The sequence below is a fragment of the Francisella sp. SYW-2 genome (genome assembly GCF_008711475.1).
GTDB lineage: Bacteria > Pseudomonadota > Gammaproteobacteria > Francisellales > Francisellaceae > Francisella > Francisella salimarina.
In genome coordinates this window covers 23918-44231 of sequence record NZ_VXKO01000007.1, presented here as the reverse complement: position 1 = coordinate 44231, position 20314 = coordinate 23918, and the positions used below count along the sequence as shown (strand labels likewise).

The following is a 20314-nucleotide window of genomic DNA, read 5'->3' as shown; positions in this document are numbered from 1 at the left end:
ATGAAAATAGGTATTATTGGAGCAGGTCAACTTGCAAGGATGCTAAGTATAGCTGGTACGCCTTTAGGTCTAGAGTTTCACTGTCTTGGTAAAACAGATGATTGCGCCGAAGAGGTTGTAAAAAGTGTAACAGATATTGATTTAGAACAAGTTAATGATGTTGTTGTATGGGCAAAACAGTTTGATGTGATAACTTTTGAGAATGAAAATATATCTCACGAGCTTATTAAAGCAATTAACCATGAGGTGAATGTATATCCATCTGCGAAAGCCATTGCTATCTCTCAAGATAGATTACTTGAGAAATCTTTTATGCAAGATCATGGTATAGCTACTGCTAAATTTGTAAATATTGATAGTCTAGATAAGCTTGAAAAAGCTGTACTAGATTATGGGTTACCGGCTATAGTCAAAACACGTAGATTTGGCTATGATGGTAAAGGTCAATTTATGCTAAAATCTCAAGAAGATGTATCAAAAGCTTGGGATGCTCTTAAAAATGCTCCAGACGGTCTTATTTATGAGGCTTTTGTCGACTTTGATTATGAAGTTTCACAAATATGTACGGCTGATATTAAAGGAAATATAGCTTTTTATCCATTAGCTAAAAATATTCATAAACAAGGTATTATAGTTGAATCAGAAGCACCTTTTGAAAATCTAGTGTTAGCTGAAAAAGCACAGCAGATAGCTAAAATATTGGTCAAAGAGTTTGCCTATGTTGGTACTTTAGCCATAGAGTTCTTTGTCAAAGGCGATGAGTTAATAGTCAATGAGATAGCTCCTAGAGTGCATAATAGTGGACACTGGAGTATTGATGGCTCAATTACTTCACAGTTTGAAAATCATGTTAGAGCTATCGCAGGTTTGATCTTGGGAGATACAACAAGTCGTAAAACTGTGATGTTGAACTTTATTGGAGGTATGCCAGCTACAAAAGATTTAGCAGCACTTGATAGAGTTAAGATTCATAGCTATAACAAGGAGCCGCGTAAGGGCAGAAAAGTAGGGCATCTAAATCTTAATTTAAATGATGAAACCGATGCTTATCAGCTATTACAAGCTAAAAAGCTTATAGAACTTTCTCAAGAGCTTTAATTTAAGATAAAAGCATTTTTTATCCAGTTAATATTTTTTTTGTTAATTGCTATTAAATCAAATCTACATTCGTAGTTTTCAAGCTTAGGATTCTTTTGTAAGAAAATATTTGCTGAATTAATAATTTTTTGCTGTTTACTGTAAGTTAGCATTTCTTCTGCTTTAGCAAATTTTGTTTTGCTACGATATTTTACTTCGATAAATACAAGAGTGCTTTGCTCTAAAGCAATAATATCAATTTCACCATAAGGTAAGGCTTTAAAATTTTGAGCTAGAATTTCTAGATTTTTAGCTTGCAAGAATTTAGAGGCTTGTTCTTCAGCTTTATTACCTATTTCAATTGTTTTCATATTTTTAGAAGTTTTTATAACTGTGGTATATGTTGTAGGAATAAATGTTGCTGGTAGATTAAAGATCTATAGCCACATTTAGCTTTGTTACTTTAATTAATCCCACTGTGTCGAAGTAGAGCTTCTTCATTTGGTTTACGCCCCATAAATGCTATAAAGTTATCCATAGCATCACGTGAAGAGCCCTTTGAAATTATGTTTTCTAACAAGTCATTACCAACTTTATTACTAAGGATTCCTTCATTTTCAAAACGTGAAAACACATCTGAAGAAAGTATTTCAGCCCATTTGTAACTGTAGTATCCAGCAGCATAACCTCCAGCAAAAATATGCGAAAATCCATTCTGGAATCTATTGTAGCTAGGAGTTTTAAGTAAGTTGACTCTTTCTCTAATGCTATCTAATTCATTTTGGACTTCAGTCGCGGTAGTTAATTTTTTGTAGTGGATATTCATATCAAATATAGCAAATTCAAGTTGTCTAACCATCATTAATGCAGACTGAAAATGTCTCGTACCTACAAGTTTATCAATTTGTTTGTTACTAAGGGCTTTACCATCGCGTGATCCGGATATAAGTGCTAGTCCTTCTTCGCACCAGCAGAAATTCTCCATGAATTGGCTAGGTAATTCCACAGCGTCCCATTCAACTCCATTGGTTCCAGAAATTGAAGCAACAGTTACACGTGATAAGATGTGATGAAGAGCATGACCAAACTCGTGAAATAATGTTACAACATCATTATGAGTTAGGTTTGCACCATCTTTCGATGGTGGTAAGAAGTTGCAATTAACATAAGCTACAGGTTTTTGAGCTAAGCCATTCGGCTGGATAAACGCTGTGCGTGAGCCATCCATCCATGCGCCACCACGTTTATTATCACGAGCAAAAAAATCACAAATTATACTGCCAATATATTCTCCATCCTTGAAAAAATCAAAAGTTTGTTGTTCATCTATATATTTTGAATAGCTTGAATTTTCTTTTATTTCTAAGTTATAGATTTTATTAAGTATCTTGAATAGTCCTTCCAAAACTCTCTCTAATGGGAAATATTCTCTAAGTTCTTCTTCTGTAAAGTCAAATTTAGCTTTTTTGAGTTTTTCAGAATAATATGCTGTATCCCATGGTTGAAGGCCATCTACAAGCCCAGCATCTTCAGCAAATCTGCGCAATTCATTAATTTCTTTTTTTGCTTGAGGCAATGATTTTTCAAGAAGGCTATTAAGTAGTTCAAGTACTTGGGTTGGTGTTTCTGCCATTTTGGTAAATAGAGAATTCTCTGCATAATTATCAAAACCCAATATTTGCGATTTTTCAGCACGTAGCTTTAGGATTTTTTCAATATTGTCATCATTATCGAAGTTTTTGTTATCTGCCTCTTTTGATGCTCTAGTACAGTATGCTTTATAGAGTTTCTCACGTAATTTGCGATTATCAGCTTGTTGCAACACTGCTAGGTATGTTGGAATATCTATTCCTAATGCATATTTTTCAGAAATATTTTTTTGTTTTGCTTTATTTATTGCTGATTCAATAGTATTTTGGGATAGTCCTTTTAGCTCTTTCTCATCATTTGTGGTGTAGAGCCAGTCCATAGTAGCATCTAATACATTATTCTCAAATTTTGTAGTTAGTTGAGCTAACTCTTGCGAGATCTCTTGCAATCTTTTTCTTTTTGATTCGTCAAGATTTACGCCTGATTGCTCAAATCCGACAATAGCTTTTTTTATAGCTTGTGCTTGTTCAGCATTAAGCTCGTGATTTTGAATTTGTTTATATAAATTGTATAAATCTTTATTTTGTCCAAGCTTGGTATAGTAATCGGTAAGTTTGCTTACAGCGTACTCGTAGCTCTCGCGTAATTCTTTAGAATTGCAAACAGCATTCATGTGAGCAATTGTAGAAAATGCTTGGCTTATTTTCTCATCATCTACTTCTAGTTGTAGGAGAGTTTGCCAGCTAGGATTTTGTTCTTGCAGTGCCTTTTGTAGATTGATTTCAGCATGTTCAAAAAGATAGTCTATTGCTGGCTTGACTTCATCAGTTTTAAATTCAGCAAGTTTCGGTAAATTAGATTCTTCTAGTATTGAATTCATGGTAGCCTCAAAATAATGTTTAGATATAATATTGATAAGTTATAATTTATATATGTTAGCTATATTATTATAATCAAGGTTTTTTTGCTATGATGACTTTACAAGAAGAAAAAATTCAAGCTCCAGTTTTTTTTAAAGAATATATAAATGGGCGAATTATTCTTAATATTGGTGAATATAATCATCCTTTGATTTTATCCTCTACAGAGGTACTAGAGTATCAAGATGAAATTAGTGACATAAATAGTATTAACAAGAGTCATCTTGATCTTGTGTTATCAACTGGCCCAGAAATTATCATTATTGGAACAGGCAAAAAACAGTTATTGCCTCCCATAGAAATAATTAATGAGTTAGCAAAAGCGGGTAGAAGTGTTGATTTTATGGCGAGTGATACTGCTTGTAAAACATACAATTTGCTTGTTAATGAGAATCGTAGTGTTAGCTGTATAATCATTTGATAAACAGCTGTTTATTTGGTGCAAATTAATGTTATAATCGATTTTGAGTGTATAACTTGTAAAAGGAGTAATTTGTATGAAAAAAATAATTAAACTTAGTCTATTGTCTTTATCAATCGCCGGTCTTGCTAGTTGTTCGACTGTTGCAGGTGAAAATTCTGCTGCTCAGGATCAAGCACCACAAGCTTCAGATGCTACAGCTGTTCAAGATTCTGCTACTAGTACAGCGCCTACAGCTAAGATAAAGTTAAAGAAAACTAACCAAGATGATATCAAAGCTACTATCTATACTACTTACAATAACAATCCTCAAGGAAGTGTAAGATTGCAATGGCAAGCTCCTGAGGGATCTAAGTGTTATGATACTAGTTTCCCTATCACTAAGTATGCTGAGAAAAATGATAAAACATGGGCAACTGTAGAAATTAAACAGGGTAATAAATATTGTAGCGGTAAATGGACAGCAAATGTTCTGTTTGATAAGCAAGTAATTGCTACTGATTCAATCACTGTATAGTCATTGTAAAAAACACAATATACTCTTTTCTAGAAAGCCTATTCTTTAAATTATAAAATCAGATTATTATTAAATAGCAGTTTTTGCTATACTAATTATTTATAAATAATTAAGGTAGTAGTTTTATGAAAAAGATTTTAATAGTATCAGTAGCTCTGTCGGCTATATTAAGTCTTAGTTCTTGTGGATCTAGTACTGCAGAGCAAATTCAGCAGCTTCAGCAAACTCAAAAACAATTAAGTGAACAAGCATCTCAGAATCTTGCCAATATTGATAGTCTACAGACTAAAATAGCTAAATATAGATTGCAAGCTGATGATCTGCAAAAAAAATCAGATAAGCTAGGTAGTGATATTGATGATCTGAAGAAAGCGTATAGTAACTTTAGTGATCCAAATAATGATAGTGCAATAGCAGTTAACAAAGAGCTGGTTCAGAAGACTCTTCAAAAAGCTAAAATTGATGAAAAAATAAATGAGTATCGAACTCTTGCAAATGGGTATCAATCTCAGATAAATAATCTAAAAGCTACTTCACAAACTCAGGCCAATCAGGCATCTAAAATATCTCAACAAATAGCGGAACTTAAATCTCATACAAAATAATGAGGTATTTTATTATCTTGATTTGTTAATCTTCTTTACTTAAAGCTTCTAGCTGATAAAATATATGCTTATGAATACTGTAGAGATAGATTTAACTTATGAAGAAAATTATATCTGTTCTGCTGATATGTGTGATTTCTGTATCAGCTTTAATGTTAACAAGTTGTGCTGCTGATAGTGAAAAGATGGCAAATTTACAAGATAATCAGCGACAGCTAGAGCAACAAACGCAAGTGCTTCAAAAAGAAGCTCAGGAAGCTGAGCAAAGAGCTGAAAAATATGAAAAACTATCGCAAAAATATAAAGGTCTATTAGACCAAAAAGTGCAGGAGCTCAATCAGCTTCAAACTGAATACTCTAAACTTAGTGAAGAACGTAATGAACAAGTAGCAGCTAAAAAACAAGAGATAAAAGACAAGCTCTTAAAATCTGCACAAGATTCGACGGTTCTTAAGAAGAGATTTAAACGATATACTAAAAAAGCGAGTGTATATAAAGAAAAGTCTTTGAAGCTTGAAGAGCAAGCAAAGCAGACGCAAGATAATCTTGAAAAAACAACTCAAGAGATAGAGCAACTTAAAGGTCAATCAGTGGTTGAGAACAAAGCAAACTAAAAGTGATAGGTAACAATATAATGAAAAAATTTTTACTATTAATATTAATAGCTACGGGATTAGCAAGTTGTAGTACATATAATAACTTTATTGATAAGCTATATAGCTCAGATGATTCAATACAAGTTAATCCAGATGATAATCTTGATAATCCTGATCAAGAAGATCGTCAAGATAGCTCCGAAGATAAACCAACAGCTTCTCTAAATATGACTTATAAGCCTGAATCTCATGAAATAGAAGCTAAGATTATAACTAATTGGAATGGTGCTCCTCAGGGTACTATCTACTTGACATGGAGAGCTCCTAAAGATACAAACTGTTATAGCACTTCTTTCCCTATTACTAAATTTAAAGATGCTCAAGACTATACTGTTGATAATCAGAGTGTTCTTAGTGATGATAAAGTTTGTGATGGTACTTGGACTGCTACGGTTGTTAATAAATCTGATAATTCAGAACTAGCTAAGTCTACAATTGAGATTAAATAAATTTTTCTAGTAATTTCAAATACTACAATATTTCTTATTAATATGAATTTCTAACACGAGAATTAATTGTGAAAAACTTTGTCAAAAAGATTAATTTTAACGACTATATATTTTATTTTCTTGCTATTTCACTATTTTGGGTATTTTTAATGCCTTTTATGAAATATACTCCACTAAATTTAGTGCCGGTATCATCAGGGGGTAAGATTACTCATTATTTTAATGATACTTTTAGTGCGAATATTTATCTATTTTTAGATAGATATTATATTTTTTTCTATACGCTTTGTATTGCTAGTGTCGCTATTTTGCTAAATAAGCAAAGTCTTTCTAAACTTATACAAGTATTCTTGAGCTTTGGCAATCTAGTAAGATATTCAATTTTCATGTTTTTTATATTCGGCATTGTATCTTCGGCTTTTGCTATTTCTCCTTCAATTGCATTCAAAGGTGTTAGCGTAACATTTTTACAATTTATCTGCGTATTGTTTATTGCAGGTTATGTGAAAGATAATTTTAAGTCTATACAATATTTTTATGTGATTATATTGCTCTCTTTGATTTTCTTCGGAGGAGCATTATTTTTACAGCTATCATTGGCTAATTATTCGGTCTATGGAGCTGTGGTTGCAGGTAGCATCCAAAAAGTTTTATTATTCATATATAACTGTCTAAATCCAAGATTTTTGGATAATTACTTTAGTTGGTTTTTACCTTTGTTATTATTACCATGGTTTATTGATTTAAGACCTATTTACAAGATAGGTTCTTTTATAGCGTTAACTATAGTTTGGTTCGTATTGATAAATCATGCTTTTAGAACAATATTCGCTGAGTATATTGTAATAATACCTTTGCTTTTTATTTTTGCTCGTAAGTATTTTAAGATAGTTGTCTTGATACTTGGCTTAACTCTGGTTTGTGGAGGTTTGCTAGACTTGTTCTATACTCATTTTATATCAGCGGTTGATAATACTAATATTAAGTCATCAGCAGATCTTATTAGAGGAGGTTTTAGTGGCAGGATTCCTCTATGGAATGAAGCATTCTGGATAGGTGTAGAACATCCTCTTACTGGAGTAGGGCAATGGAATTACCTTGCAATTACTAAGCGACCAGATGGATATCCTCATAATTTACTACTAGAAATATGGTCGCAATGGGGTATTCCAGCTTTTATTGCTGCGATTATAGTTATTATTACAGCGGTTAAAAATTTACTTAAAAAACGTATAGATATTTGTGTTAACCCTTATCACTGTATGTTTGTGATGATGCTAACAGCTGGAATGATAGATGGCATGTTAAATGCTATGTTTAAAACATCGCTAGGATTATTTGGTTGTGTGTTTGTATTTGGCTTTTGCGTATCTATTTTTGTAAAACAATCTAAGCAGAGTACTGATGTGTCAGTTGTAAGCTATATAGTAGTTGGAACATTAATATTTGCTAGTATATTTTGTATAACAATATTACCTCTTATATTTCCACCTATGTGGATTTAGGTCTTGGCTTAATTAATATTATTGAAACTATATTTTAAAATTTAAAAGGATTAATTATTTTTATCATGTTGAAATAAATTCAAGATGGCAAGGTATACTGCTTATACATAATAGGCTAACAATATTTTCTATTTAAGGGGGTTTATTTATACAAATTATTAATTATCTTCTTCCCAAGGTACAGCGTAATCACATTCTGTATTTGGGCATGCTTTTTGTTCACCATCTTTTTTAGTTGTTTTATGTAAAAGTATTGGTGATTTACATTTTGGACATTCTTCTTTTATTGGTGGATACCAGTAAGCATTTTTACATTTAGGGAAGCCTGAGCAAGCATAAAATACTTTGCCTTTGCGAGATTTTTTCTCAACAATGTGATTTTTATTGCATTTTGGACACACTACGCCTGTATCTTTTGGCTTCTCAAGTGGCTCCATGTGCTTACAAGTTGGATAGTTTGAGCAACCAATAAATTTACCATAACGTCCTTGCTTGATATGTAAATCTGATCCGCACTCTGGGCACTTTCTATCTTCGACAACAGTAGGTTCTTCTTTTTCTATTTCTTTGCCGTCACTGTCGACACGACGAGTATATTTACAGGTTGGGTAGTTTGTGCAGCCTATAAATCTACCATTTTTGCCTAAGCGAGATGATAGTTTGCTGCCGCATTCAGGACAGTCTTCGTCAAGCTCTTCAGTAACTACATCTTTACGAGATACATCTTCAGCAATTTTGTTTATTCTCTCAATGAAAGGCTTCCAGAAGCTGTTTAATACGCTAAGGTAATCATTTTTATGATGCGCAATTTCATCTAATTCTTTTTCTAAACCAGCAGTATAAGAGTATTCAACATATTTTTTGAAATATTCTGTCAAAAATTTATTTACGACACGACCTTTATCGGTAGGTATGAAGCGACGTTTTTCAACTTCAACATAGTCTCTTTGTTGGAGTGTTGAGATTATAGTCGCATAAGTCGAAGGTCTACCAATGCCATACTTCTCTAGGGCTTTGACTAGAGATGCTTCAGTGTATCGAGGTGGAGGTTCAGTTGAATGAGCTTTTGTTATAATATCTTTAAGAGGAACTTTTTCACCTTTTTCAAATTTTGGTAAAGTTTGTTCATCATTAGACTCTTTTTCATCTTCATCTTTTTCGACATTGTAGATTTTTAAGAATCCTGCATCGACAATTACGGTACCAGTTACTCTAAACTTGTGTTTTTCATTTTCTGTGATTAAATCAACAGATGTGCTATTCAATGTTGCGTGCTTCATCTGACAAGCAATTGTTCTGTTATATATTAGGCTATATAACTTAAATTCATCAGTAGTTAAATAAGGTTTCATAGACTCAGGAGTTCTACTAGCAGAAGTTACACGAATTGCTTCATGAGCCTCTTGAGCGTTTTGTGATTTTTTACCAAACACTCTTGGTTTAGATGGCAACATATCCTTATCAAACTTAGATTCAATGAAACTTCTGATATCATTAAGAGCGTCATTAGATAAGTTGGTTGAGTCTGTTCTCATGTATGAGATAAGACCAACAGATTCGCCATTGCCTAAGTCCATACCTTCATAAAGCTTTTGAGCCGTAGACATTGTTCTCTTAGCAGTGAAGCCTAGCTTTTTTGAAGCTTCCTGTTGTAATGTTGATGTTATAAATGGAGGGTATGGGTTTCTTCTAGTTTTTTTCTCAGTAATACCTTCTACTATCAAAAAACCATTAGCATCTTTTGTGATGGTTACTTTTGCATTTTCAGCATCTTTTTCTGCTGTGAAAGTGAACTGTTCAACTTTAGTGCCGTCAAACTCAGTCAGATTTGCAAAAATTTGTTTTTGCTTGAATATATCAGCAGTCAAGCTCCAGTAATCTTTTTTAACGAAATTCTCACGCTCAATTTCACGTTCAACTATCATTCTAAGAGCAGGGCTTTGAACTCTTCCAGCAGATAAACCACTAGTTATTTTACGCCATAGTAGAGGTGAAAGGTTAAATCCTACAAGAAAGTCTAATGCCTGACGAGCTTTTTGAGCATTAACTAAGTCCATAGATAGTTCTTTTGGATTTTCTATAGCATTCGTTACAGCTGATTTTGTGATCTCATTAAATGTAACACGATAAACATTTTTATCCTTCAGTAAACGTGCATTTTTAAGTATTTCTTGTACGTGCCAAGATATGGCCTCTCCTTCTCTATCTGGATCGGTAGCAAGATATATATTTTCTGCATTTTTTGCAGATTTTTTTATTGCATCTAAATGTTTCTTGCTCTTTTCACTTGTTGTAAATTTGATTTTAAAATTATCGTTTACATCAATTGATGTATCTTTAGAGGGTATTTCTCGAACATGACCAAATGAAGCCAAGATATCAAAATCGTTGCCAAGATATTTTTTTATAGTCTTCGTTTTGGCAGGAGACTCAACAATTACTAAATTTTTTGCCATTTTAAACCTTTGAAATAATTTTGTATAAAAAGAGTATTTTTGCGAATACTCGCGAATGAATTAATAAAATATAAGAAAACACTCAGCTTATCAATAGCTAATGTATAAAAGTTGGTTTTATAGCAGGCAAATATAGACTATAATTTCCTAAGTACTCTATATAATAAGTTAATTTATATATTTTAAGGTTTTTTTAAAATGAATCAAAAATGTGCAAAAGTTGTGTCTTTGTTGCAACAAAAAGGTGGCTCGGGAAAAACAACAACGGCAATTAATATTGCGTGTGGCCTAAAAGAGCAAGGCTATAAAGTTGCTATAGTTGATATGGATAAAGATAAGCCTGATGCATACATGTGGATGACAAAAAATAATGATGCTGGTGATTTTGTTTATAACCTTGACGAGAAGAATGTAAGAGAAAAGGTTATAGAATTAAAACAAAACTTAGACTTTGTTGTTATTGATACTCCACCTAATTTCCAAACTGCAGCCCTAAAGTCAGCTTTGCTCTCTGACTTGGTGGTTATACCATGTTCTCCAAGTGGAATGGACTTATCAGGTCTGATAGAGGCTAAGGATTTGGCTTTAACAGCTGAAAAGCCATACAAGTTTTTTGCAAATAGAGTGCAGATGCAATCGAATATGGCAAAGAGTTTACTAGAGTTTTTTGAAGAGGATGGAAATTATTTTGAAGCTTATGTATCTCAAAGTGTTAAGTTTATAGAAGCTGAAGCTGAGGGTGTATATGTGGGTGAGTATGCAAAGCAAAGTAAAGTACATATTCAAGTTAAAAAATTAGCTAGAGAAATAGTTGAGTTTTTTGGGGAAGAAAAATAATGGCCAAGAAAGTTTCTTTAATGAATCGTAAAACTAATTCTAAAGTTCATGATGCAGTAGCTCAAGAAAAAAAAGATATTCTCAGAGCTATGCAACTACAAGAGCTTAGTGATCAAGCAAGTAAAGTGGGCCAGCTTTTTGAATTACCTTTGAATCTTGTTAAACCTGATGCTAATCAGCCAAGAAAGACATTTAAAAACATTGATTCTCTTGCGGGAAGTATCCGAGAAAATGGTGTTATTCAGCCAATTATTGTTACTGCTAAAAAAAATGATGGAGCACATCATATCATTGCTGGAGAGAGAAGATATTTAGCAAGTCAAAAAGCGGGATTGACAACTATACCGTGTATTGTAAGGCAAGAAGAGTCTGATGCAAGTATTATTTTATTACAGCTTTTAGAAAATGATCAAAGAGAGAATGTATCACCATTTGAAGAAGCAGATGCATTAAGAGATCTGATCGAAAATAAGAATGTCAAAAAATCTGATATAGCTAAGGTTTTAGGTCGAGATAATAGTTGGATATCGATGCGTCTAAAAATAGCTGATGCAGAAGATAATATCCGTGAATTATCAAATAAAGGTATTATTGAGGATGTAAGGACTCTATATGAGCTTAAAAAGTTCGCGGAAGAAATACCTCAAGGGGCTGAAGAGTTTGTAAAGAAAGCTTTAGAAAATAAAATATCAGGCTCGTATCGTAGTGCTATTACTAGATATAGAGATAACTGGAAGCGTAAAGCTGAGGTCCTAGATAGTGAAAAAATTGATGTGATAAATATCAAAAACATTTCTAAGGATGGTAATCTTTTAACTATAAAAGGTGCTCGTGGTGGATCTAAGAATCATAGCTATACTTTTGAAATGACAGAAGAGTTTAAAAAAATACTATTTGATGCACTAATAAACTAATGTAAATATAAGATGAAAATAGCAATATTACAAACAGATCACATTCCAGAGCATCGACGTGGAGTTGCAGGTGGTAATTATCCTGATATGTTTGCCAATCTTTTTTTTAAGTTATCAGTGGTTGTTGATTTTGATATTTATGATGTAACTATCCAAGAATATCCCGATAATTATGATGAATATGATGGTTTTATTATTACAGGCAGTAAAGCTACAGCTTTTGATAATCTTTCATGGATAGTTAAGCTAAAAACAGAGATAAAGAATCTCTATCAGCAAAACAAAAAAATGATAGGTATATGTTTTGGACATCAAATTTTGGCTCAAGCCTTAGGTGGTAGAGTCGAGAGAGGGCCTATGGGGTTTGCTGTAGGGGTACGTAATGTTGAAGTTCTTACAAAAAAACCATGGATGAGTCCATTTCATAATTATTTGAGTCTATTGTTTTATCATCAGGATATGATAGTCGAGTTGCCTGAGGATGCAGAGCTAATAAGCACAAGTGACTACTGCAAGGTACAAATGTTTTGTATTAATAATCATGTTTTGGGGATACAAGCACACCCTGAGATGCTAAAAGTGCATAATCATGCTCTTATAAAAGAATATCAAGATGATATAAAAAATGAGTTTCATCATGCTTTAGAAAGTTTGAGGATTAGGGATAATAGTTTGATAATAGCCCATTGGATGGCTAATTTTTTTGAGTATAAGGATTAGATATGCAACAAATAGGTAGAATTGTAGTCTTCGGGGACAGCCTTTTAGATAATGGTAATCTTATGAAGACACTAGATATACCGGGTAAACCATATCATAATGGAAGATTTTCAAATGGTCTTGTTTCGACTGAGGTACTGGCCGATATTTTAGCTAAAGATCAAAAAGTGCAAGAAATTAAACATAAAAGTTATGCAATATGTGGAGCGTTGACTCATGGCGGTAATCCTTCATCTCTATTGCGATATCATTCGTTTGCAGTATCTGATCAGGTTGCTAGATTTGAGAATGAAGAAGGTCGTTTTGCTAATGATGACTTGGTTATTGTGAATGGTGGAGCAAATAACTTCATGTTCATGGTATACAATGAAATACCATATATAAATTTGATGCCGAAGTTCAGAGTAGCAAGAGATTTGAGTAAAATCGTCCGTAAAGTTATAAAAATGGGAGCTAAAAATATAATCTTGTGGAATATTCCTGATGTGACTAGAGCTCCGGGGTACAAAGAGTATCTTTCTAACTGGGTTGGTAAGTTCTTTAAATCATATTTGAAGACTAATGTGAATTTGCAAAATGGACTATTAAGAAATCGTGTTGCAGAGTTACAGATGCTTTTTCCCAATGTTAATCTTAAGCTTTTTGATTTCTTTACCTTATTAAACGATTGTATTGATTCTCCAAGAAAATATGGGTTTGAGAATGTTACTGATGCATGTATTGATAGCTATGGCGGTGCAGATTCTTTAGGTAATATCCAGTATGATATAGATATACTTGGTGATCCTGAAAAATACTTGTGTTGGGATTATTGTCATCCAACAGCAAAAGCTAATAAGGTTGTTGCTAATAGGATGCTAGAGTTATGGAAGCATGATATTTAGATTTAATAATAGAATCTCTTAAACCTTTTTGTGAATTCAGTTAAATGCTTATGCCAGATACTTTAACTACTGATTTTGATCCGGAAAACTATCTAAATGCTTTAATTGTAGGAAAATCTCAAGTTAAAGACTGTGATGAGGAGTCTGAATATCATAGTCATTCTAAAGCTCAATTAATATTGCCAACTAAGGGTCTTATTCAGTCAAATGTCGAGGCTAATGTTTGGGCAGTACCTTTAGGCAGTGCATTATGGATTCTTAGTTATGTTTATCATAGTAATTTAATCACAAAAGGTGGTGAAGTGTGTATGGCTTTCGTAGATGAGTCAATGCTTGCTAATATGCCGAAGAAAGCTTGTGTGCTATACATATCTCCTCTAATAAAAGAGTTGATTCTATACTTATCACAACAAAGAGTTTTAGACCAATTGAATTATGAAAATCAAAAAATAGCTAGTGTTTTAGTTGACCAATTATCAAAAATGTTACCAACATTTTATAATTTTTCTTTACCTTCAGAAAAGGTTTTACAAGAAGTAGCTCTTCAATGGCTCAATAAACCAACAAAATATAAATATATATATGATATGGCTTATGAATGTTCTGTTAGTAGTAAGACTTTGGCAAGGAAAATCAAAAAAAATATAGGGATGAATTTTAGTGATTGGAAAAAACAATTGCATATTGTTGTAGCGCTACAAAAATTATATGAAGGTTATTCAGTAAATTGGGTTTCTGAGTACTTAGGGTATGAATCGACGAGTACTTTTGTTACTTTCTTTAAGAGGATTTTTAAATGTTCTCCTAAAAGATATGTTAAAGATTATTGTCAGAGTGATTTTTAAATATCATCAACGTTTATTTTTTCAGGATTTGCAACAAAAAGTGAAAAGACAATCATAATGATTGTCACACAAAGACAAATAATAAGAGGTAACTTCCAGCTAGAAGTTATTTGATGGAATGTCCCAGTTATAATAGGGCCTAAAGCGGCTAATATATAGGCTATTGATTGAGATTTACCAGAAAGGACAGCGGCTAGTTGTGTATTACTAGTTCTTATACCTATTAATATTAAGCTGACCATAAATGCACCACCAATTCCTACTCCTAGCATTATAATTGCAATAAAAGTAAATACATTAAGTAAAAGCAATAAAGTTCCTAAAAAATTACATAATGCAAATACTAATGTAAGAATATTTTTGTTTTTTAATATTCTCATAAGAGGAGTTATCATCAATACAGGAAGGCTTGATGATATTTGAAATAACCCTGCTAAATAACCAGCATTCTGAATAGAGTATCCTTTGCTTTCTAGAATGGAAGGAATCCATGTGGAAAGAGTGTACATAAGTATACCGCTACATGATAAGAATATACTTATTTGCCATGCGATCTTAGATTTCCAGATGTGGCTATGGAGATTTGTGGAGTTATTATTTTTTGGTAATAGGGTTTTATTCTTAAGCTGAGGTAGCCATATAATTAAAGTTATTATACCAAGTATAGCAACACTTGATAGTGCTAGTGTTAAGCCAGAATTGTCTGAGTAAGAGAGTCTTTGTGCTAGATGCATAATTGGTATCATTAAACTAATGGTTAGCTAAGATCCTAGCCCCATCATTAATCCATACACGGATATCATAATGGGTATATTGTTTGGAAATTTTTTCTTTATAAAAACTGGGATAAGAACATTAGATATGGTGATACCAATACCGATAATGATGGTACCTAAAAATATTGAATATATATTAATATGAGAGCGTATTAATATACCAAGAGTTATCAATATTATAGATACTATTAAGCTTGTTTCCAACGAGAGTTTTTTTGTAAAAGAAAAAATAAATACAGATAATGTTGCAAAAATTAGTAATGGTAGGCTAACTAATAGTCCGGCGGTTACTGGAGAAATATTAATTGTATTTACAATATTTGTAAGTAGTGGTGATACTGATGTAATAGGGGCTCTTAAAATAGAGGCTATTAGAACAATTCCAATAAAGCAAATAAATAACTGTTTAGTATTTTTCATTTAATTATATTGATATGTTTTGGTACTTATATCTTATGATATTTATTTTTTTAGGAGGGACTATTTATTTGGTTTAGAGGACATTTCAGCTGTGAAGAACCATCTTAATAAAATATCTACCCTTTAAATCCGTCAGCCACTATATAGAATTCTCTAGATTTGGGTCTTGATGATTTAGGTTTGAACTGTACAACTTTGTTAAAAGATTCTCTCACTAGTTTAATATACTCATCACTACCTTGACCTTGAAATACTTTTGCAACAAATGAGCCGTTCTTGTTGAGATTAGTATTGGCAAAGTCTAAGGCCAGCTCAAGGAGGTGGATAGATCTAGCTTGATCAGAAGTTTTGTTACCACTAAGATTAGGAGACATATCAGATATTACACAGTCAATTTTTCTATTATTGATGAGTTGAATTAGTTTATCGTAAGTTTCATCACTTGAAAAATCACCTTGAATAAATTCTACTCCAGCAATTGGAGTCATATCAAGCAAATCTAAAGCAATAAGTTTACCTTTATTTCCTATGAATTTTATTACTTGCTCTGACCAACCTCCTGGAGCAGCTCCAAGATCAACTATAAACATATTCTGCTTAAATAAATTGTATTTATCTTGTATTTCAAGGATTTTAAAACTTGCTCGACTACGATAGCCAAGTTTATTAGCTTGAGCAACATAGTAATCAGAAGTATGCTCTTGAATCCATTTTTTAGTAGTAGAACCTTTAGACATGGTTATCTTAGAATTTTTTCTTTATATTGTATGGATATTTTGTACATAAATAAAGCATGCTGATGATATTGTTTTTGTGTATATCAAAAGCTTATAAAATATGTGTTTTAGAGTTATAATTAGTCTATTGGGATTCTCGTGTTTTGAGTTTGAAATGTATAAAAGAATATTTGTGCTGAGTTTAGTGGGTTTGTCTATGGTTTCTTGTACTATAAAAGAAGATATTCAGGACAATATTGATCACTATGATAAGTTAACAAGGTATAGTAAAGCTAGAGAAGTTAGTTATAGTAAGCATACAAATGATATCGATGGAGCTAGATTTTTAGTTGCGAACTATCCAGATCAAGTTATTCGTCTAGATGGAAAGGATTTTAATGATAGGTATAAGAAGTTGATTGAGTATCTTAAAGATAAAGATTATACAATCATGATTAATGAGAAGTTACCTCAAACGGCTACTATTATCGCGGAACTTAATAAGCCTCTTCCTGATATGAAGTATATGGGGGTTATTATGGAACAGGATTCAAAAATGGGCCAAACTGTATATAGTATTTTTTACGGAGGGAATGAGTTTAAAGCTAGGCAGTTCTATACTGACTATAAGAAAACACTATGATTTTTTGGTAAATAACGAAGCAAGTATCAGAAGTATTACGCCACAGGTTATTGCTGAATCAGCTATATTAAAAGATGGCCAGTGATAATTACCGATATGAAAATCTAAGAAGTCGATGACATAACCTTGAAAAGCTCTATCATAGAAGTTACCTAGAGCTCCTCCTAATATAAGTGAGAATGAGATTAGATTAAGTTTTGCACTAGTTGGTTGTTTGATTATCAAATATATAAGCACAATTGCAGCGATTAATGAAATAGTGGCAAACATAATCATTTGCCATGATGTTTGATCATTGCTTAGTAAACTGAATGCAGCTCCATGGTTGTATAATAAAGTAAAATTAAAGAAGCTAGTCACTTTTACAGGTTGTGCAAATTCTAATTGCGTATTAGCCAAATATTTTGTGCATAAATCAGCAATTATAATAGCAATTGCTAAAATAAAATATTTAAGCTTATATTTAAGCGAACTCACGTGATTCTCCGTCTTCAGTAGTAATATTTTCAATACAGCGACTACAGATATCTTGATATTCTTGATTTTGACCTACAGTGGCACTACGGTGCCAACATCTTTCACATTTCGGTTCTTCAATCTTATTAACTTCAACATTTAGGCCTGTGATATTTGATTCAATAGAGTTATTTGTTCTTTCCTCAATAGCTCTCAGACTCGCTTTTGATGATATCAGTAAAAATCTAAGCTCATTACCAAGTTTCTCTAAAAGCTTATAATTGTCATTATCTGCATAGATGATGATTTCTGCTTCTAATGATGCTTTAATTACATCTTCATTTCTTTTAATCTCAAGTATTCTATTAACTTCTGAGCGTATTTCTTGAATTTTTGCCCAGAATTCTAGATTTAACTCATCTTGGTTATTAAATGATTTTAGATCAGTATACCACTCACAAAGTTGAATAGGTAGGTCAGTAGTCTTTGGTGTAGCCTCCCAAATTTCATCAGCTGTATATGAAAGTATAGGAGACATCCATCTTACTAGAGCATGTACTATATGATATATGGCAGTTTGAGCTGATTTACGTGGATGGCCATCTGCTTTTGCAGTGTATTGTCTATCTTTGATGATATCTAGATAGAAGCTACCCATTTCAATAGAGCAGAAGTGATGAATCAACTGGGCTACAGTATGAGTTTGATATTTATCGTAAGCTTCAATTATTTTGTCTTGGAATTCTTTTGTTTTAGCTATTGCCCATTGATCTAACTTGACTAGTTTGTCAAACTCAATAATATCTGTTTCTGGATTGAAGCCTTCTAGGTTTGATAATAAGAATCTAGCAGTATTGCGTAATCTACGATAAGTGTCAGCAGTTCTTTTTAGAATTTGATCAGAAACAGCCATTTCACTCTTGTAATCAGTAGATGCTGTCCATAGACGAAGTATATCTGCACCTAAAGTATTATAAATATCTTGAGGTGAGGTTACATTGCCTAGAGATTTGGACATTTTGCGTCCATGTTCATCAACTACAAAACCATGGGTGAAAACTTCTTTATATGGTTGGCTACCTTTAGCAGACATAGCAACTAATAGAGATGTTTGGAACCAGCCACGATGTTGATCAGAACCTTCTAAATATAAATCGGCCGGGTAGCTTAAATTTTTGTCTATATCTAAAATGCACATACTTGATGAGCCAGAGTCAAACCATACATCCAAAGTATCTTTTACGCGCTTGTATGTATCTGTTTCAGATATGAATTCACTATCGTCTGCATTAAACCACGCTTCAATACCACCTGCTTCTATCTTTTGAGCTACTTTGTCAAGTATTTTGATAGTGTTAGGGTGTAATTCTTCAGTATCTTTGTGAATAAATAGAGGTAATGGTACCCCCCAAGTTCTTTGACGAGATATACACCAATCTGGTCTATCTTTAATCATACCCTCTATACGGGCTTGTCCCCAGCTAGGAGCCCAACTAGTTTCTTTGATTGCCTCAATAGCCTTTTCACGCAAACCTTCTTTTTCCATACTAACGAACCATTGAGGTGTGGCTCTAAATATCAAAGGAGTCTTATGACGCCAGCAATGAGGATAGCTATGTTTAATTTTGTCAAAATTCATTAAGCGCTTCTTTTCACCTAAGAGCTCAATGATTCTGTCGTTGGCCTTAAAGACAAATTCACCGGCAAAGAGCTTAGTATTTTCACTATAACAACCGTTGCCTTTTACAAAAATTTCCATAGATAAATCATGTTGTACGCCTAATGCAAAATCCTCGACACCGTGAGTTGGAGCTGTGTGAACCATACCTGTACCAGAATCATCTGTTACATGGTCTCCGTGTAAAATTGGTACATGACGACTATAGAAAGGATGTTCTGCTATGATTCCTGTTAGCTTGTTGCCGCTTGTATTAGCTATAACCTGAGCATTTTCGATTGCATATCTCTTGATAGTCTGCTCAACAAGGTTCTCAGCTAGTATGATGTATGAGTCTTCAACTTTGATTAGACTATAGTTAAGTTCGTTGTGAACAGCTATGGCTTGGTTCGCTGGTAACGTCCATGGAGTAGTTGTCCAAATAACTGCAAAAGCATCATGATTCAGTGACTCAAGACCAAAGGCTTTAGCAAGCTTCGCTTTGTCTTTAATTTTGAACTTTACATCAATGGCTGGAGAAACTTTGTCCATGTATTCTACTTCGGCCTCTGCAAGTGCTGATCCACAGTCAGTGCACCAATGTACAGGCTTAAAACCTTTACTTAAATGACCATTTTCAATAATCTTTGCCAATGTTCTAATCATGTTAGCTTCATAATTAAAGTCCATAGTCAGGTAGGGGTTATCCCACTCACCTAATACACCTAATCTCTTGAAATCTTTCTTTTGTATTTCTACTTGTTTTTTTGCATATTTACGACATTCTTTTCTAAATGCATTTTCAGATATTTTTTGTCCAGCTTTACCGTGCTTTTTCTCTACTTGTAGCTCTATAGGCAGGCCGTGACAATCCCATGTTGGGATATAAGGGGCATCATACCCACTTAGTGTTTTTGATTTGACAATTATATCTTTCAGAATCTTATTAACAGCATGTCCAACGTGTATACTTCCATTAGCGTATGGAGGACCATCATGTAATACAAACTTATCTCGACCAGCAAAATGTTCTCTGATTTTTCTGTAAATACCTTGTTTTTCCCACTTGTTAAGAATCATAGGTTCTTTATTTGCCAGGTTGCCTTTCATTGAGAAAGAGGTTTTTGGAAGGTTTAAGGTGTCTTTGTAGTCACTCATGAGGGTTCCTTAGATATTTATAAATAGTTTATATTCTGAAATTAAAATTACTTAAGCTGAGATTATAAAGTACAAAGGTTATTATGTTAATA

At 32.9% G+C, this 20314-nt stretch carries 21 protein-coding genes; 13 read left to right on the top strand and 8 right to left on the bottom strand.

The features are described from left to right. The gene (locus tag F3D57_RS03990) at window positions 1-1098 is read left to right on the top strand and encodes a 5-(carboxyamino)imidazole ribonucleotide synthase (RefSeq protein WP_150465282.1); all 1098 of its coding nucleotides are present in this window, start codon (window positions 1-3) and stop codon (window positions 1096-1098) included. Here F3D57_RS03990 and F3D57_RS03985 read toward each other — a convergent pair. Both F3D57_RS03985 and F3D57_RS03980 read right to left on the bottom strand, forming a co-directional pair. Further along, complete coding sequence (locus F3D57_RS03985; protein ID WP_150465281.1) at window positions 1095-1448, bottom strand: YraN family protein; 354 nt, start codon at window positions 1446-1448, stop codon at window positions 1095-1097. The genes F3D57_RS03990 and F3D57_RS03985 overlap by 4 nt on opposite strands. A 92-nt stretch (window positions 1449-1540) precedes the next feature. After that, window positions 1541-3547: a M3 family metallopeptidase gene (locus tag F3D57_RS03980; protein ID WP_150465280.1), complete on the bottom strand. Its 2007-nt coding sequence runs from the start codon at window positions 3545-3547 to the stop codon at window positions 1541-1543. Window positions 3548-3636: 89 nt separating this feature from the next. Here F3D57_RS03980 and F3D57_RS03975 point away from each other — a divergent pair, with 89 nt between their 5' ends. From F3D57_RS03975 to F3D57_RS03950, 6 genes are all read left to right on the top strand, one after another. Then, on the top strand, window positions 3637-4008 hold the full coding sequence (locus F3D57_RS03975; protein ID WP_150465279.1) for an Mth938-like domain-containing protein: 372 nt from the start codon (window positions 3637-3639) through the stop codon (window positions 4006-4008). Between the two features lie 76 nt (window positions 4009-4084). Next, a complete protein-coding gene (gene lpnA, locus F3D57_RS03970; RefSeq protein WP_013922217.1) occupies window positions 4085-4525 on the top strand; it encodes an outer member lipoprotein TUL4/LpnA in 441 nt (146 codons plus the stop codon). Between the two features lie 125 nt (window positions 4526-4650). Further along, entirely contained in the window at window positions 4651-5130 is a 480-nt protein-coding gene (locus F3D57_RS03965) for a hypothetical protein (RefSeq protein WP_150465278.1), read from the top strand. Window positions 5131-5228: 98 nt separating this feature from the next. Continuing rightward, window positions 5229-5744: a hypothetical protein gene (locus tag F3D57_RS03960; protein ID WP_150465277.1), complete on the top strand. Its 516-nt coding sequence runs from the start codon at window positions 5229-5231 to the stop codon at window positions 5742-5744. Window positions 5745-5764: 20 nt separating this feature from the next. After that, on the top strand, window positions 5765-6235 hold the full coding sequence (gene lpnB, locus F3D57_RS03955; protein ID WP_150465276.1) for a TUL4 family outer member lipoprotein LpnB: 471 nt from the start codon (window positions 5765-5767) through the stop codon (window positions 6233-6235). 149 nt (window positions 6236-6384) lie between these two features. After that, entirely contained in the window at window positions 6385-7740 is a 1356-nt protein-coding gene (locus tag F3D57_RS03950; RefSeq protein ID WP_150465275.1) for an O-antigen ligase family protein, read from the top strand. 158 nt (window positions 7741-7898) lie between these two features. On the opposite strand, the gene topA is transcribed toward F3D57_RS03950, so the two are convergent. Further along, a complete protein-coding gene (gene topA / locus F3D57_RS03945; protein WP_150465274.1) occupies window positions 7899-10196 on the bottom strand; it encodes a type I DNA topoisomerase in 2298 nt (765 codons plus the stop codon). A 198-nt stretch (window positions 10197-10394) separates the two neighbouring features. Between topA and F3D57_RS03940 the strand changes: the two genes are divergently transcribed. From F3D57_RS03940 to F3D57_RS03920, 5 genes are read left to right on the top strand one after another with little or no spacing between them, the layout of a single operon-like run. Continuing rightward, window positions 10395-11033, top strand: a complete 639-nt coding sequence (locus F3D57_RS03940) for a ParA family protein (protein WP_146421859.1) — start codon at window positions 10395-10397, stop codon at window positions 11031-11033. Further along, entirely contained in the window at window positions 11033-11947 is a 915-nt protein-coding gene (locus F3D57_RS03935; RefSeq protein WP_150465273.1) for a ParB/RepB/Spo0J family partition protein, read from the top strand. Before F3D57_RS03940 ends, F3D57_RS03935 begins: the two co-directional genes overlap by 1 nt. Before the next feature lie 12 nt (window positions 11948-11959). Continuing rightward, a complete protein-coding gene (locus F3D57_RS03930) occupies window positions 11960-12667 on the top strand; it encodes a glutamine amidotransferase-related protein (RefSeq protein ID WP_150465272.1) in 708 nt (235 codons plus the stop codon). A gap of 2 nt (window positions 12668-12669) precedes the next feature. Next, complete coding sequence (locus F3D57_RS03925; protein WP_150465271.1) at window positions 12670-13551, top strand: SGNH/GDSL hydrolase family protein; 882 nt, start codon at window positions 12670-12672, stop codon at window positions 13549-13551. Between the two features lie 50 nt (window positions 13552-13601). Continuing rightward, window positions 13602-14396 carry an AraC family transcriptional regulator gene (locus F3D57_RS03920; RefSeq protein WP_150465270.1) on the top strand — a complete coding sequence of 265 codons (795 nt, stop codon included), beginning with the start codon at window positions 13602-13604 and terminating at the stop codon, window positions 14394-14396. Here the strand turns inward: F3D57_RS03920 and F3D57_RS10360 are convergent. The 3 genes from F3D57_RS10360 to F3D57_RS03910 all read right to left on the bottom strand — a co-directional run bounded on the left by F3D57_RS10360 (window position 14393) and on the right by F3D57_RS03910 (window position 16329). Beyond that, a complete protein-coding gene (locus F3D57_RS10360; RefSeq protein ID WP_224728150.1) occupies window positions 14393-15130 on the bottom strand; it encodes an MFS transporter in 738 nt (245 codons plus the stop codon). The genes F3D57_RS03920 and F3D57_RS10360 overlap by 4 nt on opposite strands. Before the next feature lie 27 nt (window positions 15131-15157). Then, the gene (locus tag F3D57_RS10355; RefSeq protein ID WP_224728149.1) at window positions 15158-15592 is read right to left on the bottom strand and encodes an MFS transporter; all 435 of its coding nucleotides are present in this window, start codon (window positions 15590-15592) and stop codon (window positions 15158-15160) included. A gap of 116 nt (window positions 15593-15708) precedes the next feature. Then, window positions 15709-16329, bottom strand: a complete 621-nt coding sequence (locus F3D57_RS03910; protein ID WP_146421864.1) for an RlmE family RNA methyltransferase — start codon at window positions 16327-16329, stop codon at window positions 15709-15711. Window positions 16330-16483: 154 nt separating this feature from the next. Between F3D57_RS03910 and F3D57_RS03905 the strand changes: the two genes are divergently transcribed. Beyond that, window positions 16484-16951 carry a hypothetical protein gene (locus F3D57_RS03905; protein WP_150465269.1) on the top strand — a complete coding sequence of 156 codons (468 nt, stop codon included), beginning with the start codon at window positions 16484-16486 and terminating at the stop codon, window positions 16949-16951. Here the strand turns inward: F3D57_RS03905 and lspA are convergent. Together lspA and ileS are read right to left on the bottom strand one after the other, a co-directional pair. After that, window positions 16946-17428: a signal peptidase II gene (gene lspA, locus F3D57_RS03900; RefSeq protein ID WP_150465268.1), complete on the bottom strand. Its 483-nt coding sequence runs from the start codon at window positions 17426-17428 to the stop codon at window positions 16946-16948. The genes F3D57_RS03905 and lspA overlap by 6 nt on opposite strands. Continuing rightward, complete coding sequence (gene ileS / locus F3D57_RS03895; protein ID WP_150465267.1) at window positions 17415-20222, bottom strand: isoleucine--tRNA ligase; 2808 nt, start codon at window positions 20220-20222, stop codon at window positions 17415-17417. Before ileS ends, lspA begins: the two co-directional genes overlap by 14 nt. Window positions 20223-20314 lie beyond the last annotated feature (92 nt).

Excerpts from the sequence above, each read along its gene's own strand:
- F3D57_RS03990 (WP_150465282.1), top strand. The coding sequence starts at position 1 with ATGAAAATAGGTATTATTGGAGCAGGTCAACTTGCAAGGATGCTAAGT.
- F3D57_RS03985 (WP_150465281.1), bottom strand. The coding sequence starts at position 1,448 with ATGAAAACAATTGAAATAGGTAATAAAGCTGAAGAACAAGCCTCTAAA.
- F3D57_RS03980 (WP_150465280.1), bottom strand. The coding sequence starts at position 3,547 with ATGAATTCAATACTAGAAGAATCTAATTTACCGAAACTTGCTGAATTT.
- F3D57_RS03975 (WP_150465279.1), top strand. The coding sequence starts at position 3,637 with ATGATGACTTTACAAGAAGAAAAAATTCAAGCTCCAGTTTTTTTTAAA.
- lpnA (WP_013922217.1), top strand. The coding sequence starts at position 4,085 with ATGAAAAAAATAATTAAACTTAGTCTATTGTCTTTATCAATCGCCGGT.
- F3D57_RS03965 (WP_150465278.1), top strand. The coding sequence starts at position 4,651 with ATGAAAAAGATTTTAATAGTATCAGTAGCTCTGTCGGCTATATTAAGT.
- F3D57_RS03960 (WP_150465277.1), top strand. The coding sequence starts at position 5,229 with ATGAAGAAAATTATATCTGTTCTGCTGATATGTGTGATTTCTGTATCA.
- lpnB (WP_150465276.1), top strand. The coding sequence starts at position 5,765 with ATGAAAAAATTTTTACTATTAATATTAATAGCTACGGGATTAGCAAGT.
- F3D57_RS03950 (WP_150465275.1), top strand. The coding sequence starts at position 6,385 with ATGCCTTTTATGAAATATACTCCACTAAATTTAGTGCCGGTATCATCA.
- topA (WP_150465274.1), bottom strand. The coding sequence starts at position 10,196 with ATGGCAAAAAATTTAGTAATTGTTGAGTCTCCTGCCAAAACGAAGACT.
- F3D57_RS03940 (WP_146421859.1), top strand. The coding sequence starts at position 10,395 with ATGAATCAAAAATGTGCAAAAGTTGTGTCTTTGTTGCAACAAAAAGGT.
- F3D57_RS03935 (WP_150465273.1), top strand. The coding sequence starts at position 11,033 with ATGGCCAAGAAAGTTTCTTTAATGAATCGTAAAACTAATTCTAAAGTT.
- F3D57_RS03930 (WP_150465272.1), top strand. The coding sequence starts at position 11,960 with ATGAAAATAGCAATATTACAAACAGATCACATTCCAGAGCATCGACGT.
- F3D57_RS03925 (WP_150465271.1), top strand. The coding sequence starts at position 12,670 with ATGCAACAAATAGGTAGAATTGTAGTCTTCGGGGACAGCCTTTTAGAT.
- F3D57_RS03920 (WP_150465270.1), top strand. The coding sequence starts at position 13,602 with ATGCCAGATACTTTAACTACTGATTTTGATCCGGAAAACTATCTAAAT.
- F3D57_RS10360 (WP_224728150.1), bottom strand. The coding sequence starts at position 15,130 with ATGCATCTAGCACAAAGACTCTCTTACTCAGACAATTCTGGCTTAACA.
- F3D57_RS10355 (WP_224728149.1), bottom strand. The coding sequence starts at position 15,592 with ATGAAAAATACTAAACAGTTATTTATTTGCTTTATTGGAATTGTTCTA.
- F3D57_RS03910 (WP_146421864.1), bottom strand. The coding sequence starts at position 16,329 with ATGTCTAAAGGTTCTACTACTAAAAAATGGATTCAAGAGCATACTTCT.
- F3D57_RS03905 (WP_150465269.1), top strand. The coding sequence starts at position 16,484 with ATGTATAAAAGAATATTTGTGCTGAGTTTAGTGGGTTTGTCTATGGTT.
- ileS (WP_150465267.1), bottom strand. The coding sequence starts at position 20,222 with ATGAGTGACTACAAAGACACCTTAAACCTTCCAAAAACCTCTTTCTCA.